This is a genomic window from Dyella agri (assembly GCF_044904705.1).
Taxonomy (GTDB): Bacteria; Pseudomonadota; Gammaproteobacteria; order Xanthomonadales; family Rhodanobacteraceae; genus Rhodanobacter_A; species Rhodanobacter_A agri.
The window spans coordinates 275,531-294,799 of sequence record NZ_JADIKL010000001.1 but is presented as its reverse complement, the minus strand read 5'-3'; the positions used below and the strand labels follow the sequence as shown (position 1 = coordinate 294,799).

At 68.4% G+C, this 19,269-nt stretch carries 19 protein-coding genes; 14 read left to right on the top strand and 5 right to left on the bottom strand.

All coding sequences use genetic code 11. The features are described 5' to 3' along the window. Window positions 1-3 precede the first annotated feature (3 nt). The 9 genes from ISP14_RS01220 to ISP14_RS01180 are packed head-to-tail and all read left to right on the top strand — an operon-like array spanning window position 4 to window position 8,569. Window positions 4-444 (top strand): GNAT family N-acetyltransferase, encoded by a 441-nt coding sequence (locus tag ISP14_RS01220; RefSeq protein ID WP_404535382.1) that lies wholly within the window; start codon window positions 4-6, stop codon window positions 442-444. Beyond that, on the top strand, window positions 441-1,565 hold the full coding sequence (locus ISP14_RS01215; protein WP_404535379.1) for an acetylornithine deacetylase: 1,125 nt from the start codon (window positions 441-443) through the stop codon (window positions 1,563-1,565). The genes ISP14_RS01220 and ISP14_RS01215 overlap by 4 nt, the downstream gene beginning before the upstream one ends. Window positions 1,566-1,602: 37 nt before the next feature. Then, window positions 1,603-2,889, top strand: coding sequence for an acetylglutamate kinase (locus ISP14_RS01210; RefSeq protein ID WP_404536091.1), 1,287 nt, complete (start codon window positions 1,603-1,605; stop codon window positions 2,887-2,889). Continuing rightward, on the top strand, window positions 2,886-3,506 hold the full coding sequence (locus ISP14_RS01205; RefSeq protein WP_404535378.1) for a GNAT family N-acetyltransferase: 621 nt from the start codon (window positions 2,886-2,888) through the stop codon (window positions 3,504-3,506). Before ISP14_RS01210 ends, ISP14_RS01205 begins: the two co-directional genes overlap by 4 nt. Beyond that, the gene (gene argC / locus ISP14_RS01200) at window positions 3,503-4,459 is read left to right on the top strand and encodes an N-acetyl-gamma-glutamyl-phosphate reductase (RefSeq protein WP_404535376.1); all 957 of its coding nucleotides are present in this window, start codon (window positions 3,503-3,505) and stop codon (window positions 4,457-4,459) included. Before ISP14_RS01205 ends, argC begins: the two co-directional genes overlap by 4 nt. A 13-nt stretch (window positions 4,460-4,472) precedes the next feature. Continuing rightward, a complete protein-coding gene (locus ISP14_RS01195; protein WP_404535374.1) occupies window positions 4,473-5,768 on the top strand; it encodes an argininosuccinate lyase in 1,296 nt (431 codons plus the stop codon). A gap of 13 nt (window positions 5,769-5,781) precedes the next feature. Further along, window positions 5,782-6,141: a cupin domain-containing protein gene (locus ISP14_RS01190; RefSeq protein ID WP_404535372.1), complete on the top strand. Its 360-nt coding sequence runs from the start codon at window positions 5,782-5,784 to the stop codon at window positions 6,139-6,141. After that, window positions 6,138-7,313, top strand: a complete 1,176-nt coding sequence (proB, locus tag ISP14_RS01185) for a glutamate 5-kinase (protein WP_404535370.1) — start codon at window positions 6,138-6,140, stop codon at window positions 7,311-7,313. The genes ISP14_RS01190 and proB overlap by 4 nt, the downstream gene beginning before the upstream one ends. Next, on the top strand, window positions 7,310-8,569 hold the full coding sequence (locus ISP14_RS01180) for a glutamate-5-semialdehyde dehydrogenase (protein ID WP_404535367.1): 1,260 nt from the start codon (window positions 7,310-7,312) through the stop codon (window positions 8,567-8,569). Before proB ends, ISP14_RS01180 begins: the two co-directional genes overlap by 4 nt. 33 nt (window positions 8,570-8,602) lie before the next feature. On the opposite strand, the gene ISP14_RS01175 is transcribed toward ISP14_RS01180, so the two are convergent. Continuing rightward, window positions 8,603-8,962, bottom strand: coding sequence for a VOC family protein (locus tag ISP14_RS01175; RefSeq protein ID WP_404535365.1), 360 nt, complete (start codon window positions 8,960-8,962; stop codon window positions 8,603-8,605). 137 nt (window positions 8,963-9,099) lie between these two features. Between ISP14_RS01175 and ISP14_RS01170 the strand changes: the two genes are divergently transcribed. Both ISP14_RS01170 and ISP14_RS01165 read left to right on the top strand, forming a co-directional pair. Then, window positions 9,100-9,570, top strand: a complete 471-nt coding sequence (locus ISP14_RS01170) for an Lrp/AsnC family transcriptional regulator (RefSeq protein WP_404535363.1) — start codon at window positions 9,100-9,102, stop codon at window positions 9,568-9,570. Between the two features lie 88 nt (window positions 9,571-9,658). Then, window positions 9,659-10,069, top strand: coding sequence for a hemerythrin domain-containing protein (locus ISP14_RS01165; RefSeq protein WP_404535361.1), 411 nt, complete (start codon window positions 9,659-9,661; stop codon window positions 10,067-10,069). Window positions 10,070-10,093: 24 nt separating this feature from the next. On the opposite strand, the gene kynU is transcribed toward ISP14_RS01165, so the two are convergent. Genes kynU through ISP14_RS01150 form a run of 3 tightly spaced genes read right to left on the bottom strand, consistent with a single transcriptional unit; the run spans window position 10,094 to window position 12,983 of the window. After that, window positions 10,094-11,368, bottom strand: a complete 1,275-nt coding sequence (gene kynU / locus ISP14_RS01160; RefSeq protein WP_404535359.1) for a kynureninase — start codon at window positions 11,366-11,368, stop codon at window positions 10,094-10,096. Between the two features lie 52 nt (window positions 11,369-11,420). Further along, window positions 11,421-11,951 carry a hypothetical protein gene (locus ISP14_RS01155; protein WP_404535356.1) on the bottom strand — a complete coding sequence of 177 codons (531 nt, stop codon included), beginning with the start codon at window positions 11,949-11,951 and terminating at the stop codon, window positions 11,421-11,423. Window positions 11,952-11,960: 9 nt separating this feature from the next. After that, entirely contained in the window at window positions 11,961-12,983 is a 1,023-nt protein-coding gene (locus tag ISP14_RS01150) for an amidohydrolase family protein (RefSeq protein ID WP_404535354.1), read from the bottom strand. 169 nt (window positions 12,984-13,152) lie between these two features. Here ISP14_RS01150 and ISP14_RS01145 point away from each other — a divergent pair, with 169 nt between their 5' ends. Then, complete coding sequence (locus ISP14_RS01145; RefSeq protein ID WP_404535351.1) at window positions 13,153-15,978, top strand: serine/threonine-protein kinase; 2,826 nt, start codon at window positions 13,153-13,155, stop codon at window positions 15,976-15,978. Beyond that, the gene (locus ISP14_RS01140) at window positions 15,975-16,535 is read left to right on the top strand and encodes an ECF-type sigma factor (RefSeq protein ID WP_404535347.1); all 561 of its coding nucleotides are present in this window, start codon (window positions 15,975-15,977) and stop codon (window positions 16,533-16,535) included. The genes ISP14_RS01145 and ISP14_RS01140 overlap by 4 nt, the downstream gene beginning before the upstream one ends. 6 nt (window positions 16,536-16,541) lie before the next feature. Here ISP14_RS01140 and ISP14_RS01135 read toward each other — a convergent pair whose 3' ends face one another. Next, window positions 16,542-18,617: an FUSC family protein gene (locus tag ISP14_RS01135; RefSeq protein WP_404535344.1), complete on the bottom strand. Its 2,076-nt coding sequence runs from the start codon at window positions 18,615-18,617 to the stop codon at window positions 16,542-16,544. Here ISP14_RS01135 and ISP14_RS01130 point away from each other — a divergent pair. Further along, window positions 18,616-19,266, top strand: coding sequence for a DinB family protein (locus ISP14_RS01130; protein WP_404535342.1), 651 nt, complete (start codon window positions 18,616-18,618; stop codon window positions 19,264-19,266). The two genes, ISP14_RS01135 and ISP14_RS01130, sit on opposite strands and share 2 nt — an antisense overlap. The last annotated feature ends 3 nt before the right edge of the window (window positions 19,267-19,269 follow it).

Sequence of the window (19,269 nt, the reverse complement as noted above, 5' to 3'; positions counted from 1 at the left end):
AGCATGGCTGCCTTGCACGTAACCACGGACAAGGATCAACTCGATATCGGGCTGATCCACCGTTTCCTCTCCACCGAGGCGTACTGGAGCCGCGGCATCCCGCGCGCGACGGTGGAACAGGCCATCGCCGGCTCGCTGTGCTTCGGCGGTTACCTGGACGGGCGCCAGGTGGCGTTCGCGCGCGTGGTCACGGACGGCGCCACGTTCGGCTACCTGGCCGACGTGTTCGTGCTGCCGGAGCATCGCGGGCAAGGCCATTCCAAGGCATTGATGGCGGAAGTCATGGCGCATCCACAGCTGCAAGGTCTGCGTCGTTTCAGCCTTGCTACCGCCGACGCGCACAGCCTGTATGCCGGGTTTGGTTTTACGGCCCCCACGCGGCCGCAGAACCTCATGGAAAAACTCGATCCAGACGTCTACACAAGGACGCCAGGCAGGACATGAATCCGCTACTCCAACCCACACTGGAACACCTGAAGGCGCTGGTTGGTTTCGACACGCGCAATCCGCCGCGTGCGATCACCACGGGCGGGATCTTCGACTACATCCGTGCGCAGCTGCCCGGCTTCGATATCGCGGTGACCGACCACGGTGCCGGCGCGGTGAGCCTGCATGCGGTGCGCGGCCAGCCGAGGCTGCTGTTCAACGTGCACCTGGACACCGTGCCGGACTCTCCGGCGTGGACAGCCAGCCCGCACGAGCTGCGCGTGACGGAAGATCGCGCGATCGGCCTTGGCGCCTGCGACATCAAGGGCGCCGCCGCGGCGCTGCTCGCGGTGGCGAATGCCAGCGACGGTGACATGGCCGTGCTGTTCTCCACCGACGAGGAAGCCAACGACCCACGCTGCATTGCCGGGTTCCTGCGCGACTTTCCCCCTCTTCCTCTGGGAGAGGGGACGGGCTATGAAGCGGTGATCGTGGCCGAGCCCACCAAGGGCGAAGCGGTGCTGGCCCATCGCGGCATCCAGTCGGTGCTGATGCGCTTCGCCGGCCACGCCGGGCACGCCTCGGGCGAGCAGAAGCCCAGCGACAGCGCGCTGCACCAGGCGGTGCGCTGGGGCGATGCAGCACTGGATTTCGTGGCGGCGCAGGCGCACGAGCGCTTCGGTGGACTCACCGGACTGCGCTTCAACATCGGCCGCATCGAAGGCGGCATCAAGGCCAACATGATCGCGCCCAGTGCCGAGGTGCGCTTCGGCATGCGGCCGTTGCCGACGATGCATCCGGATGGCTTGCTGGAACGCTTCCGTACGCTGGCCGAGCCTGCGCCTGCGCATTTCGAGGAAACCTTCCGCGGCCCGTCGCTGCCGGCGGGCGACACCGCCACCGCCGAGGCGCGCCGGCTGGCCGCGCGCGACCTGGCCGACGAGCTGGAGATTCCGGTGGGCAACGCGGTGGACTTCTGGACCGAGGCCTCGCTGTTCTCCGCCGCCGGCTACACCGCCTTCGTCTATGGCCCGGGCGACATCGCCCAGGCGCACACGGCCGATGAATGGGTCGCGCTGGGGCAACTCGAACACTACGTGCAAACCATCTACCGGATCGTCAACAGTGGAAACGCATAAGCACACCCGCAAGACCATCGTGCGCCTGCTCTCGGCGATGGGCAGCGCCAAGGAAATCCAGCAATACCTCAAGCGCTTTTCCGAAGTGGACGCCAAGCGCTTCGCCGTGGTGAAGGTTGGCGGCGCCGTGTTGCGCGACGAGTTGCAGGACCTGGCCTCCTCGCTGACCTTCCTGCAGCAGGTAGGTCTCACGCCCATCGTGCTGCACGGCGCCGGCCCGCAGCTCGACGAGGAGTTGTCCGCCGCCGGCATCGAGAAGAAGACGGTGAACGGCTTGCGCGTCACCTCGCCGAAGGCGCTGGGGATCGTGCGCCGCGTGTTCCAGCAGCAGAACCTCAAGCTGGTCGAGGCGCTGCAGGCGATGGACACGCGCGCCACTTCGGTGGCCTCTGGCGTGTTCATGGCCAGCTACCTCGACCGCGACACCCTCGGCATGGTCGGCAAAGTCGGAAGCATCAACCTCGCGCCGATCGAGGCGGGCCTGCGCGCCAACTCGATTCCGGTGATCGCCAGCCTGGGCGAGACCGACGAAGGGCAGATCCTCAACATCAACGCCGACGTCGCTGCCAACGAACTGGTGCGCGTGCTGCAGCCGTACAAGATCGTGTTCCTCACCGGCACAGGCGGCCTGCTCGACGACCAGGGCAAGGTGATCGATTCGATCAACCTCAGCACCGAGTACGAGCACCTGATGACGCAGCCGTGGATCAACGGCGGCATGCGGTTGAAGATCGAGCAGATCGCCGACCTGCTGGCCGACCTGCCGCTCACTTCGTCGGTGTCGATCACGCGGCCGGCTGAACTGGCCAAGGAACTGTTCACCCACAAGGGCTCCGGCACGCTGGTGCGGCGTGGCGAGAGGGTGCTGCGCTTCGCATCGTGGGACGGCGTGGATCGCACGCGCATGCGCACCCTGATCGAGTCCAGCTTCGGCCGTACCCTGGTGCCGGACTACTTCGAGCGTACCCGGCCCTACCGCATCTACGTGAGCGAGAACTATCGCGCGGCGATGATCCTCACCCAGGAGCAGGTAGGCGACGGGCCGGGCCTGCCATACCTGGACAAGTTCGCCGTGCTCGACGACGCACAGGGCGAAGGCCTGGGCCGCGCGGTGTGGCAGGTGATGCGCGAAGAGAATCCGCAGCTGTTCTGGCGCTCGCGCCACAACAACCAGGTCAACATCTTCTATTACGCCGAATCCGACGGCAGCCTCAAACAGCCGCGCTGGAAGGTGTTCTGGTACGGCCTGGACGGCAACTTCGACACCATTGCGCGCTGCGTGGCGCATTGCGCACAACGCCAACCTACGCTGGTGGACCCATGACGACCGATACCGATCTGCCGTTGGCCTGGCGTGGCACGCCTACGCTGACGGGACGCCACGTTTCCCTCGTTCCGTTGGACGCGGCGCATCTCGATGGGCTGCGCAAGGCCCGCGACCACGCCGGCCTGGACGGTCTGTGGTTCACCAACACCCCGTCGGTGGACAGCATGTCGTCCTACCTGGCCGCCGCGCTGCAGGCGCGCGACCAAGGCCAGATGCTGCCGTTTGCCGTGCTGGACGCGCGTGGCGACGTGGTGGGCACTACACGCTTCTACGGGCTGGAGCCTTCGGTGCCACGGATCAGCATCGGTTACACCTGGTACGCACCGCACGTGCAGCGTACCGGCGCCAATACCGAGACGAAGCTGCTGTTGCTGGCGCACGCCTTCGAGACGCTGGGCTGCATCTGCCTGAACCTGGAGACCAGCACGCTCAACGCGCGCTCGCGTGCCGCCATCGAGCGGCTTGGCGCAAGGCAGGACGGCATTCTCCGCCATCACAAGCGCCATGCCGACGGCAGCCCGCGCGACACGGTGATGTATTCGATCATCGACGGCGAATGGCCCGACGTGAAACGCAACCTGCAGGCGAAGCTGCAGCAGCACGGAAACGCATGAGCATGAACGGTAAAACCATCGGCATCGTCGGCGCGCGCGGCCACACCGGCGCGGAGCTGATCCGCCTGGTCGCGGCGCACCCCGCGCTCGAACTGGCCTTCGTTTCCTCGCGCGAGCTGGACGGCCAGCGCGTGAGCGAGCATAGCGACGCCTACACAGGCGAGCTGCGCTACGAGAATCTCGATCCGGCCGCCGTGGCGGCCAAACGTGCCGACGTGGTCATCCTGGCCCTGCCCAACGGCAAGGCTGCACCTTATGTGGAAGCCATCGACAAGGCGGCGCCCGACACGCTGGTGGTCGACCTCTCCGCCGATTACCGCTTCGACAAGACCTGGTATTACGGCCTGCCCGAACTCACTCGCGGCAAGTGGCGCGGCGAAAAGCGCATCAGCAACCCCGGCTGCTACGCCACCGCGATGGAGCTCTCCATCGCGCCGTTGAAGGATCTGCTGGCCGCGCCGCCGGTGTGCTTCGGCGTGTCCGGCTATTCCGGCGCCGGCACCACGCCCTCGGACAAGAACGATCCCGAGAAGCTGCGCGACAACCTGATGCCGTATGCGCTCACCGGCCACATGCACGAGAAGGAAGTCAGCTTCCAGCTCGGCCTGCCGGTGGAATTCATGCCCCACGTGGCGCCGCATTTTCGCGGTCTCACCGTCACCACCAACCTCTACCTTGCCAAACCACTGAAGCGCGAGGAGGTACTGGCGCGTTTCCATCACGCCTATGACGGCGAGAAGCTGGTGTCGGTGCTGGACGAGGCGCCGTGGGTCAGTCGCATCGCCCATCGGCATCGCGCCGAAGTCGGCGGCTTCGCGTTGTCGGCCGACGGCAAGCGCGTGGTGGTGGTGGCCACGCTGGACAACCTGCTCAAGGGGGCGGCCACCCAGGCGATGCAGAACATCAACCGCGTACTCGGTGTGGACGAATACACCGCGATACCGCTCGACTGAGCGAGGACTATCCATGACCCAACCCCTCTGGCAAAAAACCGGCATCCAGATCGATGCCAAGATCATGCGTTTCCTTGCCGGCGACGACGTGGTGCTGGACCGTGAGTTCTTCCTGCACGACATCACCGCCAGCAAGGCCCACGTGGAAGGCCTGGCGAACATCCGCGTGGTGAGTGCCGACGAGGCCGCCGCGCTGAAGCGCGAACTGGACGCGTTGGCTGTGGATTTCAAGAACGGCGCCTTCGTGCTGGACGAGCGCTACGAGGACTGCCACTCCGCCATCGAGGCGCGCCTCACCGAACGGCTGGGCGACGCCGGCCGCCGCGTGCATACCGGGCGCAGCCGCAACGATCAGATCCTGGTCGCCACGCGGCTGTGGCTGAAGGAAAAGCTCGAAGTGCTGGAAACGCATTGCCGCGCGATCGCGCAGGTCTGCCTCGACCGCGCTGCGCAGCCAGCGGTTCCTCTGCCGGGCTACACCCATCTGCAGCGCGCGGTGGTGTCGTCCACCGGCATGTGGTTCGCGGGCTTTGCCGAAGGCTTCATCGACAACGCCTACCGCGCCCGCGGCACGCGCGAGCTGATCGACGCCAATCCGTTGGGTACCGCCGCCGGCTACGGCGTGAATCTCAAGCTGGATCGCGAACACACCACCGCCGCGCTTGGCTTCATGCGCATGCAGGTGTCGCCGATCTACGCGCAGCTTTCACGCGGAAAGTACGAGATGGCGATGCTGGAAGCGATAGCTTCGGCCTTGCTGGATGTCCGCCGCCTGGCCTGGGACCTGTCGCTGTTCACCACCGCCGAGTTCGATTTCGTGAAGCTGCCGGCCGAGTACACCACCGGCAGCTCGATCATGCCGAACAAGCGCAACCCCGACGTGGTGGAACTGCTGCGTGCCAGCTACGCCAGCGTGGCCGCCGCGCGCACCGAAATCGAGCAGTTGCTCTCGCTGCCTTCGGGTTACCAGCGCGACCTGCAGTTCTCCAAGGGTTCGATCTTCCACGGCGTGCGCCACGGCCTGATGGCGCTGGAGCTGGTGCCCGACCTGTTGGCGCGCCTGCAGTGGAACGAACCGGCGATGCGCGCGGCGATCGAGCCGGCGATGTATGCCACCGACGTGGCCATCGAGCAGGCCGCGGCCGGCGTGCCGTTCCGCGATGCCTACCGTGCAGCCGCCGAGGCTGCGGCTTCGGCGGGGCAGGGGCGCACGCCCGAAGACAGCCTGGCGCAGCGTGTGTCGCCGGGCGCGGGCAACGATCTTCGCCTGGACGAGCTGCGCGCCAGGCTCGGTCGTCTGGACGGCTGAACGGGAGACGGTCATGGGGGCGGTCGGTACGGGGAATGCCGAGCACTATCGCTGGGGACAGGGCTGCGACGGCTGGCATCTGTTGGCTGGCGATGATCTCAGCGTGATCGAAGAACGCATGCCGACGGATACGGCGGAACAACGCCACCGTCATGCGCATGCGCGCCAGTTCTTCTATGTGCTGGAAGGCGAGGTCGTGCTGGAAATGGACGGCGCGCCACATCGCCTGCGCCGTGGCGAAGGCCTGCACGTGCCGCCTGGTGCCGCACACCAGATGCGCAATGACAGCGGCGCCGACGCGCGTTTCCTGGTGGTGTCGTCGCCGCGGAGCCACGGCGACCGCATCTCCGCGCCCGCGAATGCCGCGTCATGAGCGGGACGTCTTCCGGGCGCGGATTGCGTGCACAGCCGCTGCCTTCCTGGAAGCGCGCCGTGCTCAAGGTCGGCAGCAACTTGCTGGCGGCCGATGGCGGCGGCCTCACCGCGCGCCACGCGTCGGCGCTGGCCGGTTTCGTGGCCGCCAGCCATGCTGCGGGGCGACAGGTGGTGCTGGTTTCCTCCGGGGCGGTGGCGGCGGGCCGCGCACTGCTGCGTGAGCACGCGCCGGCAGCCGGCGATCTCGCCGCCAGGCAGGCATTGGCGGCGCTGGGCCAGGCGCCGATGATCGCGCTGTGGCAATCGCTGTCCGCGCGGCCGGTGGCACAGGTGCTGCTCACCCACGACGACTTGCGCAACCGCCGTCGCTACCTCAACGCGCGCGCCACCTTGCGCGGCCTGCTGGCGCTGGACGTGTTGCCGGTGGTGAACGAGAACGACACCGTGGCGGTGGACGAGCTGAAGCTGGGCGACAACGACAACCTCGCCGCCATCGTCGCCGCCCTGGTCGACGCCGATCTGCTGCTGGTCGCCTCGGACATCGATGCGTTGTACAGCGCCGACCCGCGACGCGATCCTGCCGCCGTGCCGCTGGCGCGCGTTGCCTCGCTCACGCCGGACATCCTCGCCATGGCCGGCGGCAGCGGCAGCACGGTGGGTACCGGCGGCATGCGCACCAAGCTGGAAGCAGCAACCAAGGCCGCGGCGGCGGGCATTCCCACCGTGTTGTTCAGCGGTCGCGATGCGGCGACCGTGGCGGCCCTGGCGGAAGGTTGCCTGCACGGTACGCTGATCGACGCTGCCGCGACCCGAATGCAGGCGCGCAAGTACTGGCTGCGCCATGCACCCGCGGCACCCGGATGCATCCGCGTGGACGCCGGTGCGGCACTCGCGCTGGCCGGTGGCCGCGCTTCGCTGTTGCCGGGCGGCATCGCCGCTGCCGAAGGCGAGTTCCAGCGCGGTGACCTGGTGGAGATCAGGGATGCCGGTGGTACGGCCGTGGCCCGCGGCCTCAGCCAATACGCGGCAACCGAAGTGCGCCGGCTGGCTGGTCGGCACAGCCGCGATATCGAAGCCGTGCTGGGCTATACCTACGGCCACGAGATCGTGCATCGCGACGACCTGGTCACCGTGCTCCCCGCAGAAATCGCTGGAGGTGTCGAAGCATGAGCGAGATCCGATCCCTGGCGCTGGCCTGCCGCGAGGCGGTGCCGGCGATCGCCGCACTAGACAGCGCCGCCAAGGCGGCCTTGTTGCACGACATGGCAGCATCGCTTGAGGCGCGTTGCGCCGACGTACTCGCTGCAAACGCGCGCGACATGCAGGACGCCGCCGCGAAGGGTGTGCAGGGCGCGATGCTGGACCGCCTGCGGCTGGACGAGGCACGCGTGGCGGGCATTGCCGCCGCCTTGCGCGAAGTGGCCGGATTGCCGGATCCGGTCGGCCTGGTGACACGTCGTGAGACGCGCCCCAACGGCCTCGTGGTGGAGCGCGTGCGCATCCCGCTCGGTGTGGTGGCGATGATCTACGAGGCGCGCCCCAACGTCACCGCAGATGCCGCTGCGCTGTGCCTCAAGGCGGGCAACGCGGTCATCCTGCGTGGCGGCTCCGAAGCCATCCATTCCAATACGGCCATCGCCGCGGCATTGCACGAGGCACTGCGCGCCCATGGCTTGCCGGAAGCGACGGTCACACTGGTGGAAGACCTGCGCCGCGAAACCATGGTCGAGCTGCTGCAGCTGACCGACATCGTCGACCTCGCCATCCCGCGCGGCGGCGAGGGGCTGATCCGTTTCGTGGCCGAGCACGCGCGCGTGCCGGTGATCAAACATTACAAGGGCGTGTGCCATCTGTACGTGGACCGCACCGCCGATCCCGGGCTGGCGCTGAACCTGCTGATCGATGGCAAGACCTCGCGCCCGGGCGTGTGCAATGCGCTGGAGACCTTGCTGGTGCATCGCGATGCGGCCGTCGCGTTCCTGCCGCACGCCGTCGAGGCGCTGCGCGCACGCGGCGTTGAACTGCGCGGCGACGACACCAGCCGTGCTTTGGTGCCCGACATGCATGCGGCCACCGACGAAGACTACGCGGCCGAGTTCCTCGACCTGATCCTCGCCGTGCGCGTGGTGGATGACCTGGACGAAGCCATCGCCCATATCCGGCGCTACGGCTCCGACCATACCGAGGTGATCGCCACGCGCGATGCGGCGGCCGCGCAACGCTTCGTGCAGGCGATCCGTTCGGCCGTGGTGATGGTCAACGCTTCCTCACGCTTCAGCGACGGCGGCGAGCTGGGCCTGGGCGCCGAGATCGGCATCTCCACCACGCGCCTGCATGCCTACGGGCCGATGGGTGCGGAGTCGCTTACCGTGGAACGCTTCGTGGTGCGCGGCGACGGCCAGGTGCGGCATCCCGTTTCGCGTTGAGCCGCGCCGCCCTGGGGCGGCGCGGGCGGGCCGTCACTCGGGGCGATGGCACACGAATTCGATCAGCCGTCCGTCCGGGTCGCGCAGGTAGCCGGCGTAATAGTCCGGGTGGATGTGCGGTGCCAGTGCCGGCGCCCGGTCTACCTGATGCCCGGCGGCTTGCGCGACGGCATGGACGCGGTCCACCAGCGCGCGGCTGGCGGCGCCGAACGCGACGTGGACCTGCGTCGATGGTTCGCCGGCCACGAGGAAGAAATCCAGATCGTTGCCGTTGCCGTAGCCCTTGGCGGTGCCGTCGACCTTGCGTTCGTAGCCCAGCGGCGCGAGCACCGCGTCGTAGAAGCGCAGGCTGGCGTCGAGGTCGCGGGTGTGCAGTTCGAGATGATCGATCATGGGTGTTCCAGAGGGTTGGGGAAGCCGGCCGACGTCGGATCGGGATGGGCCTATGTTCGCGTTTCGGGTTGCGGGTTGGCCGCGCAATGCGCCCATTCCGGGTTGCCACGCCGCATTTCGCGAGGCTAAGGTGCGGCATGACTGAAGAACTGTTGCTCGACGATTTCGACCGCCAGATCCTGCGCCGGGTGCAAGCCGATGCCCGCGCCACCGGCGAGGGCATCGGCGCCGATATCGGGCTGTCCGCCGCGGCGGTGCAGCGTCGGCTGAAGCGCCTGCGCCAGCTGGGCGTGATTACTGCGGAGATCGCGCTGCTCGATCCCGCCGCGGTGGGGCAGGCGATGGCCTTCGTGGTGTCGGTGGAGATGGAGCGCGAGCGCGCCGACGTGCTGGACGCCTTCCGCCGCGCCGCACGCGCCGACCCCAATGTGCAGCAGTGCTACTACGTCACCGGCGCGGCGGATTTCGTGCTGATGGTGACGACGCGCGACATGGCCGATTTCGAGGCGTTTTCCCGCCGCCTGCTGTTCGACAACGAGAACATCCGCCGCTTTACCACCAACGTGGTGATGGCGCGCGACAAGGTGGGGCTGGCGGTGCCCGTGTAGCGAGGCCAGGTGCGGACCGCCGGGAACTCTCCTAAAGCGCGTGTCGTCGTTGCCGATATCTTGGCCGACAACCACTGGGAGGGGTGGCATGGATATCGAAAAGCTCAGGCGGCAGCACGGGGAGTTGCTGTTGGCGATCGGTGGCCTGCGGGAACTGGTGCAGGCGGGTGCGCGCGAGCATGCGACGGCGATCCACGATCAGCTGGTTGCGATCAGCTCGGCGATCAAGCTGCACCTCGCCGTCGAGGATCGCGTGCTTTATCCGGCGATGGAACACGCGGCCGACAGTGACGTGGCGCGGACCAGTCGACAGTTCCGCGAGGAGATGGGCGGTCTGGCAGCGGCCTATGCGGCTTTCGCCGGGCGCTGGAGCCTCAGCACGAGGATTGCCCAGGATCCGCAGGGTTTCCGCGACGATGCCAACGCCGTGTTCAAGGCGTTGCACCAGCGCATCCAGCGCGAAAATAAGGAGCTCTATCCGCTGGCCGAGCGGGTTTGAGAGCCTGTGGACAGGCTCTGAAGCTCAGCCGGCCCACTTCCGCACCGTCTGCGCAAACGTCAGGCAGTCGGTGTGGCGGTTGTACAGCGGCGCCGGCGAGATGCGGATCACGTCGGGCTCGCGCCAGTCGCCGATCACGCCATTCGCCATCAGATGCTCGAACAGCGAGCGGCCGCGTTCGCGGCCGCCGAGCACGCGGATGGAGAGCTGGGCGCCGCGCCGTGCGGGGTCGGTGGGCGTCACCACTTCCAGCACGTCGGCGAGCTGGGTGTTCACCAGCCACTCCAGGTAGCCGGTGAGCTGCAGCGATTTGGTGCGCAGCCGCGTCATGCCGGCGCGATGGAAGATTTCCAGCGACACGCGCAGCGGCGCGAGCGCGAGGATGGGCGGGTTGGACAGCTGCCAGCCGTCGGCGCCCGGCGTGGGCACGAATTCGGGACCCATGCGGAAGCGGGTGGTCTTGTCGTGGCCCCACCAGCCGGCGAAGCGCGGCAGCGCGGCACGCGCGTGGCGCCCGTGCACGAAGGCGCCGCCCACCGCGCCGGGGCCGCTGTTGAGGTATTTGTAGCTGCACCAGATCGCGAAGTCGGCGCCGCTGTCGTGCAGCGCCAGCGGCAGGTTGCCCACGGCATGGGCAAGATCGAAGCCGACGCTGCAGCCGTGCTTGTGCGCGAGCGCGGTGATCGCCTTGAGGTCGAAGGCCTGGCCGGTGCGGTATTGCACGCCGGGCAGCAGCACCAGCGCGATGCGCGAGCCGTGTTCGGCCAACGCGCGTTCGATCGCCGCCATCGACAGCGTGCCGTTCGGCTCATCGGCTTCCAGCTCGATCAGGGCATCGGCGGGGTCGTAGCCGTGGAAGCGCACCTGCGATTCCAGTGCGTAGCGGTCGGTGGGGAAGGCGCCGGCCTCCATCAGGATGGCGGGGCGCTCGGCGGTCGGGCGGTAGAAGCTCACCATCATCAGGTGCAGGTTCACGCCCAGGGTGTTCATCGCCACCACTTCGGTGGCTTGCGCGCCGACCACTTCCGCGAGGTGGTCGCGCACGAACTCGTGGTAGTCCATCCACGGCAGGCGTCCCTTGAAATGGCCTTCCACGCCCAGCTCGGCCCAGTCGTCCAGCTCCGCGGCAAGCGCGGCGCGCACCGCGCGCGGTTGCAGCCCCAGCGAATTGCCGCAGAAATAGGCGCTGTCGTGGCCTTCGTGCGGCGGGATCAGGAACTCGTCGCGGAACGAGCGCAGCAGGTCGGCATCATCGGCGGCCTGGGCCCAGGCGGCGGTGGCTTGGTAACTGGAGGTCATCGGCAATCCTTTGGGACAGCTTCTCCCCGCGTGCAGGGGAGAGGCGAAGGCGTTACTTCAGCCGCGCGGCGATCGCGTCGCAGCCGCGGTCGAAGGCGGCGACCCAGGCGGCGCCCGCCTGGCTCTGCTGGGGGCGCACGCAGCGCAGCTGGATCGCGTGGCCGTCCCGGTACCAGTAGCGTTCGCGGTAGCTGGACGCCACGCCGGCTTCGCGCGCGATGTAGCTGTAGCTGTTCGGTTCGGCCGCCTTGGCCACGGCCTGGTAGCCGGGCAGCGCCATCGCCTTGGCGTTGGCTTCGTCCATGTAGGAGTGGAAGTCGCTGGCGTCGGGTTCCTGTTTCACCGTCACGGTGATGCGGGCCAGCGTGGTGTGGCCGGTGGGCGAGGGATCGGGTACCTGGAACACGCGTACTTCCGGATCGCCGTCGGTCTGCAAAATGTCCAGCCAGCCGTCCGGCGTGCTGAAGTTGACGCTGCCGTTGGCCATGTTGACCTCGGCGGCCGGAGCGGCCGGGGCGGGAACGGTCGCCAGCAGGCCGGCGGCGAGCACGACGGCGGCGACGGTGGAGCGCAGATAACCCATGCAGAATCCTCAGGCGTTGGTATCGGGTGCGAAGCGGTGCTTGGGCAGGCCCAGCCATTCCAGCGCGGTGCCGTGGAACAGGCGGGCACGGTCGGCGTCGCCCAGCCCGAGGGCCTCGATGCCGCTACCGGGCACCTGCTCACCCAGCGGGAAAGGATAATCGGTGCCCAGCATCACCTGCTCGACGCCCGTCACATCCAGCAACCAGCGCAACGCGCGGTCGTCGTGCACGCAGGAGTCGAAGTAGAAGCGCTTGAGGTATTCGCGCGGGTTGCGCGGGTTGTCGGTGGCCACCAGGTCGGGGCGCATCTGGAAGCCGTGTTCGATGCGGCCGATCGTCCACGGGAAGCTGCCGCCGCCGTGGGCCAGCATCACGCGCAGCTTGGGCAGCCGCTCCAGCACGCCGCCGAAGGCAAGGCAGCAGGCCGCGCGCGCCTGCTCGGCGGGCATGCCCACCAGCCAGGGCAGCCAGTATTTCGGCATGCTGGCCATACCCATCATGTCCCAGGGATGCACCAGCACGGCGGCGCCGAGGTCGGCGGCGGCCTCGAAGAACGGGAACAGTTCCGGCGCGTCGAGATTCCAGTCGTTGCAGTGTGAACCGATCTGCACGCCTTGCAGGCCCAGCTCGTCGATACAGCGCTCCAGTTCGCGGACGGCGAGGTTCGGCGCCTGCAGCGGTACCGTGCCGATGCCGGCGTAGTGGCGCGGGAAATCGCGGCAGATGCCGGCCATGTGCTCGTTGAGGTGCCGGTGCAGTTCCAGCGCCTGGTGCCCCTGCGCCCAGTACGAGAACAGCACCGGCACAGTGGAGATCACCTGCACGTCCACGCCGAAACGGGCGTAGTCGTCGATGCGGGTTTGCGGATCGAAAGCCGAATCCCACACCTCGCGAAAGAACTTGCCGTCCTTGTAGATGCGGTGGCGGCCGTCGCTGTGGGTCATCACCGGGAAACGCTCGTCGCCATGCTTGGCGGCGAGGTTGGGCCAGTCGCGGGGCAGGATATGGGCGTGGCTGTCGATCTTGAGCATCCCGGCAGTTTAGAACGTCGGGATATATCCAGTCGTGCCGCGAGCGCACATCACGGCGCCGGCATGCCTTGTGCCGGCCCGGCCCGGCACGTGCACACGCGGATGGCGGAAGCCTATACTCCGCGGGTCCAGGAGCGCGTCGCGGAGCGATGCGCACAGGGGGACTGCAGTGAACGAGGAGCGACGATTACGCTACCTCCGCGCGAAGCCGATCGCACTGGCCGCACTGGATCTGGTCGAAGCGGAGCGTGAACCCTACGTCGTCGCGAACTGCGGCGGTGACGACACCTTGCGCAACGAAGTGCGCTGGATGCTGGAGGCCGCCGAGGCGACCGTAGGCTACAGCCTGCCGCGGCTGGTGGCGGCGCAGGAGGCCATCGGCACCACGATCAGCGCGGCGGGCAGCAGCGGTTACCGCATCCTGCGTCGCCTGGGCGAGGGCGGCGGCGGCGTGGTCTATCTGGCCGAGCGGGCGCTGGGCGAGGGGACGCCGGACGAATTGCGCCAGCAGGTGGCGATCAAGTTCCTGCACACCGGCGGCATCTCCGGGCGCGAACCATTGCGGCGTTTCGCGGAAGAGCGCCGCATCCTGGCTACGCTCAACCATCCCAACATCGCGCACCTGATCGACGGCGGCACCACCAGCGACGGCCGCTCGTTCCTGGCGCTGGAGTACGTGCAGGGCGAGCGCATCGATCGCTGGTGCGAGCGCCAGGATCTGCCGTTGCGCGAGCGGGTGGCGCTGTTCCTCAAGGTGTGCGCGGCAGTGCATTACGCGCATCAGCACCTGGTGATCCACCGCGACCTCAAGCCGGGAAACATCCTGGTCACCGACGAGGGCGAGCCGAAGCTGCTGGACTTCGGCATCGCCCGGCTGCTCGACCACGTCGGCGGCGTGGCCGCCACCCGCACGCAGACCGACATGCGCAGCCTGACCCTGGCCTACGCCAGCCCCGAACAGCTGCACGGCCGGCCGCTGGGCACCAGCGCCGACGTGTGGTCGCTGGGCGTGGTGCTGTACCAGCTGGTGTGCGGCGTGCGTCCGTTCGGGGAAAGCGACGAGGTTTCCCCGGCGAGCCTGTCGCAGGCCATCGACACCGGCAAGTTGCTGCCGCCGAGCAAGCGCCTGCGCAAATCCGAGGTAACGTCGCTGCGGCGCGAGGTGCCGGCGGACATCGACGCCATCGTGATGAAGTCGCTACGGCGCGATCCTTGCGAGCGCTACGCGGGCGTGGATGCGCTGGCGGCCGACCTGCAGCGCTATCTCACCGCGCGGCCGGTGCGCGCCCGGCACGGCGCGGCCTGGTATCGCGCGCGGCTGTTCGTGCGCCGGCATGCGGTCGGTGCGGGCGCGGCGATGCTGGTGCTGACGCTGCTGGGGACTTTCGCGACGCAGCGGATGCAGCAGGTGCGTCGGCTGGAGCTGGAACGCGACAAGACCGCGGCGATTGCCGGATTCCTGCAGAACCTGTTCGAGAACGCCGACCCCACCCATGCGCATGGCAGCAATGTCACGGTGCGCGAAGTGCTCGACCGCGGCGCTGCCACGTTGATGTCGCGCAAGGGCATCGCTGCGCCGGTACGGGTCAGTTTGCTGCTGTCGATGGGGCGTGCGTACAACCAGCTGGGGCTGGGCGGCCAGGCGATTCCGCTGCTGCAGGAAGCGCGCAGTCTGCAGGCTTCCTACGATGCCGGTGCGCTGGAACGCGGTCGGGTGCTGGCGGCGCTGGGCCGGGCCTACTCCACGGTGATCAATCTGCCGGCGGCGATTCCGCTCGACCGCGAGGCCATGGCGTTGCTGGCACAGGTGCCCGGCGACCACGCCGACGAGATCCTGCGGGTGCGCATCAATCTGCTCTACAACGAGTTGGGTGGCCCGGCCGAGGCGGCCGGGCCGATCGCGCGCGAGGCGCGCCAGATACTCGCCCAGCTCGACGGACACGCGTCGCCCGATCGCGAACTGCGCCTGCAGGCCGAGGCCGTGCTGGCGATGGCGCAGGGCTCGATGAACGACGATGCCGGGGCCATCGCCAGCGCGCGGCAGGCGCTGGACGAGGCGCGGCATCTGTATGTGCAGGACGACCCCGCGCTGGTCTATTACCGCTTCGTACTGGCGCTGGTATCGATGCGCCAGGACCCCGCCGGCTCGGTGCAGCTGTTCCGCCATGCCATTGCCGACTACGACCGGCAGGTGGGTTCGGCGGGTCCTGGCATGTCCGGCCTGCTCACCTATTTCGGCGTGGCGCTGGCCCAGGTCGGCAGCCTTGCGGACGCGCGCGACGCGCTGGAACGGTCGGCCAGACTCACGCAGTCCTTCGCCGGCGAGTCGCCCGATTTCCAGCTGTACACGCTGACCGAACTCGCCAACGTGTACATGCGGCTGGGGCGAAGCGCCGATGCCGTCGCCTTGCTGCAGCCGCAGCTGGCGCAGTTGGATGCGCGTGCGCGCACCGGCCAGGCGTGGGCCCAGGACAACCGGGTCAGCGCCCTGGTCGTGCTGGGCGAGGCGGCACTGGTCCGCGGCGAGGCGGATACGGCCGTGCGGGATTTCAGCGAAGCGCAACTGCAGATGGGCACGCGCGGGCCGCAGGAAATGACGGACGCCTGGGGCCGGATACTGGCCGGGCAGGGCGAGGCGGCGCTGCTCGGCGGGCGCGCCGGCCAGGCAGCGCAATGGCTGGCGCAGCTGGTGGACTTCAACCGCACAAGCAAGGCCAGTCCCGCCGATCGGCGCACGCTCGATGCGGCGCGCCTGGACGCCCGCTTGCGCCAGGCGCGCAACGGCGCAGCGCAGCTCACCGCGATGGGTGGGCAGACGTCGGGGGCACAGGCGCCTGAGCGGGACTGCCGTCCCCCGGCGGCGTCGGTCCAGCCGTTGCGGGAGGGTACGGCCACGCCAGGCGAGCCGGCAGTCGATTCGTCATCGGCGTCGTGTCACGATTCGCTGCTGATGGTTGCCGAGAAGGCCGCCGATGGAACAGGAGCGAAGCATTGAACGATCCGGTGGAGGTGACCCGACTGCTGCACGACGCCCAGGCCGGCGATCCGGTCGCCCTGAACGAAGCCTTGCGCCAGATGTACGACGCGCTGCACGGCATCGCCCGCGCACAGCTTGGCAACGAACAGATGGAGCGCACGCTGAGCGCCACGGCACTGGTCAACGAGGCCTACCTGAAGGTCTTCGGCGGCACGCAGGCGCCGGACTGGGCAAATCGCCGACACCTGCTGGGCGTGGCCGCGCGCGCGATGCGCGAGGTGCTGGTGGACTCGGCGCGCCGCCGCAATGCCGCCAAGCGGCCGCGCGAGGCAGACCGCCTGCAGATCACCGAAATCTCCATGGAGCTGTCCGACGGAGTCGACTACAGCGCCCTGGTCGAGTGCCTGGACATGTTGGCCACGCTGGATCGCCGCCAGGCGGACATCGTGGCGATGCGTTTTTTCATGGGCATGAGCGCGGAGCAGATCGCCATGGCGCTGGAGATTTCCACCAGCACCGTGCAGCGCGAATGGCGGATGGCGCGGGCCTGGCTGCAGCGCGAGCTGGCCGGCTGAGCCCGGTCATGCGTCTGCGGGGGCCGGGTAGGCGCGCCGGAGCACGTGAGCCAGCGTGTCGATATTGTCGGTCAGGCGGTCGCTGAGCCGGATCAGCGACTCGGCTTCGGGGTGGCTGTCAGCCTGGCGCAGCGTAGCGAGCAGCGACTGCTGCAGTGCGCGCAGATCGGGCAAGGCATCGGGCGCTCGCCGCTCGCGGAGGGCAACGGCGGCCAACTGCACGGCGTTCGCGCAGGTGGCGACGAATGCGTTCACCGCGGCAGGCCGCGTTGCCGGTTCGTCGCCAAGGGCTTCCAGCGCCATCGCGGTGCGCACCAGTCGGTTGCCGTTGGCGAACAGCGTGCGCGCCAGCTCCAGCAGCGTCTGCGGCGTTCCCGGTTCCGCCCGCATCCGCTCCAGCGAGGCGAGCGCATTGCTGCGTGCGGTACGTGCCAGGCTGCGCGTCTCGCGCTGCGCCTCGCCTTGCTCCGGCTGGGCCAGCGCGCGCAGGTAGCCGGCGTAGGCATCCAGCATCTCGGCCAGCGCGCCGTGCGTGCGTCCGCGTTCCCAGGTGGGCCACGCCAGGTAGGCCAGCATCGCCATGCCGCAACCGAGCGCGGTGTTGATCACGCGGTCGGTGACCGCTACGCCGGAGTCGACGCCTTCGAACGCGAGCAGGATCACCACGGTGCCGGTGAGCGCGGCCACCGCGATGCCGTAGTGCGCGTTGGCCAACCAGCGGAACACCATGCACAGCAGCGCCATCAGCGCGAGGTGCGCCCATGGCGAGTGTGGCGTGAAGTGCAGCAGCGCCGTGGTCAGCACCAGGCCCAGCACCGTGCCCACTACGCGCAGCAGGCCGAAGTTGAAGGTGGCGGAGAAATCCGGCCGCAGCACGATCGCGGTAGTCATCGGCAACCAGTAGCCGTGCGGCAGCGCGAGCAGGCGCGAAACCAGCAGCGCCGCGCTGAGGCAGACCGCCATGCGTACCGCGTGCCGGAATGCCACCGAACGCGGCGTGAGATTGGCGCGCAGCATGGCGCGCGCCGAGCCGCTTTGCAGCGAGCGGGGCAACTGCGTTTCCGCCGCTGCCGCGCGCAACTCGCCGCGGCTGCCCGCCCAGTTCGCATTGCGCACTGCGGCGGCCAGCTGGCCATCCAGGGCACGCAGGTGCGACGCCAGCCAGCCGGTGCCTGCGCTGCGGCCGGACTCGGCCTGCACGTCGTGGTGCAAGGCGGCCAGCGCCTGTTCTGCCTGGTGGGGCGGCTCGCCGTTTTCCAGTGCGTGCGCGACATCTTCCAGCACGCGCGCGGCGGCGTCGCGGTAGCGTGCATGCTCGGCGGGACCGGCATGCAGTTCGGGCAGCGCCATCAGCTCCAGCCGGATGCGCTCGGCCAGCTCCAGCAACACGGCGAACGCTTCCATCGCGCGACCGTGTGCGCGATCGCGCCCGAGCAAGGTGTGCTGCAGCGACGTCATCGCGTCGGTGAGTGCGAGGTTCGCGTGATCGTCCTGGTTCGGTTGCCGCGCCAGTGCCGCGAGTCCGGCATACACCTCGGCCAGCGCATGGCGTTCCGGCCGGTAGCGCTGCAGCGGCCAGGCAGCCACCGCGAACAGCGTGAGCAGCAGGCCGCCGCAGGTGATCAGGCCGGAAGCGAGCAGGGCGTTCTTGGACGAGATCGGCGTGGCAGCGGCGATCACTAGCAGGATCATGCTGGTCATGCCCACGCGCGCGGCGTCCGTGCCGAACACCACCAGCATGCCGCCACAGAAGCCGAACGCGGCGGTGGCCAGCAGCATCGGCAGCAGCTGGCCGCCGATGGTGAAGCCCAGCAGTGCGGCCAGTCCCGCCGCCAGCGCCGCCAGCAGCAGCCGGCGCATGCGCTGGCGATAGGGGCCGGGCTGGTCGGAGAACATCGTGTCCAGCGCACCGGCGCCCACGCTCAGGCCGACTTCCGGGTAGCCCGTGGCCAGTCCTGCGCCCAGCGGCAGCACCACCGCCAGGGTATTGCGCAGTACCACCCACAGCGGCACGTCCGGACGCTTGATGACCGTCAGGGTTTCGACGAACTGGGCACGCAGGGAATAGCCGCTGGCGGGCATGGGGTCCGGACGCTGGAGGGGAGGTCGGAATTCTGCCCTAAGCCGGTTGAAACTGTCGTGCCGGTGCGCGGTTTCGTTACCATCGGTTGCACGCTTCGACCATGCCATGACCATGTCGCTCAAGAATCATTTCGAACTGATGGCCGGATACAACCGGTGGATGAACGACAAGCTTTACCACGCCGCGTCACGACTGGACGTGCAGGCCTTGCATGAGGATCGCGGCGCGTTCTTTGGTTCCGTATTCGGCACGCTCAACCACCTGCTGGTGGCCGACACGATCTGGCTGAAGCGCTTCGCCGATCATCCGGCGGCGTTCCGCTCGCTCGATCCCGTGCGTGGCTTGCCGCATCCGTACACGCTCGCAGAGGTCCTCTATCCCGAGTTCGACCAGCTGCGCGCGGCGCGCCGGGACATGGACGAAACGATCATCCAGCTCTGCGCAGAAGCGACGGATGATGCATACGGTCAGGCGTTGACCTATCGCAACCGCTCGGGCCAGGCGTTCGTCAGGAAGTTCGGGCATCTGATGCAGCACTTCTTCAACCACCAGACGCACCATCGCGGACAGGCCACGACCTTGCTCAGCCAGTCCGGCATCGATGTGGGCGTGACGGACTTGTCCGCGATGCTGCCCGAGGCCGGTTGACGG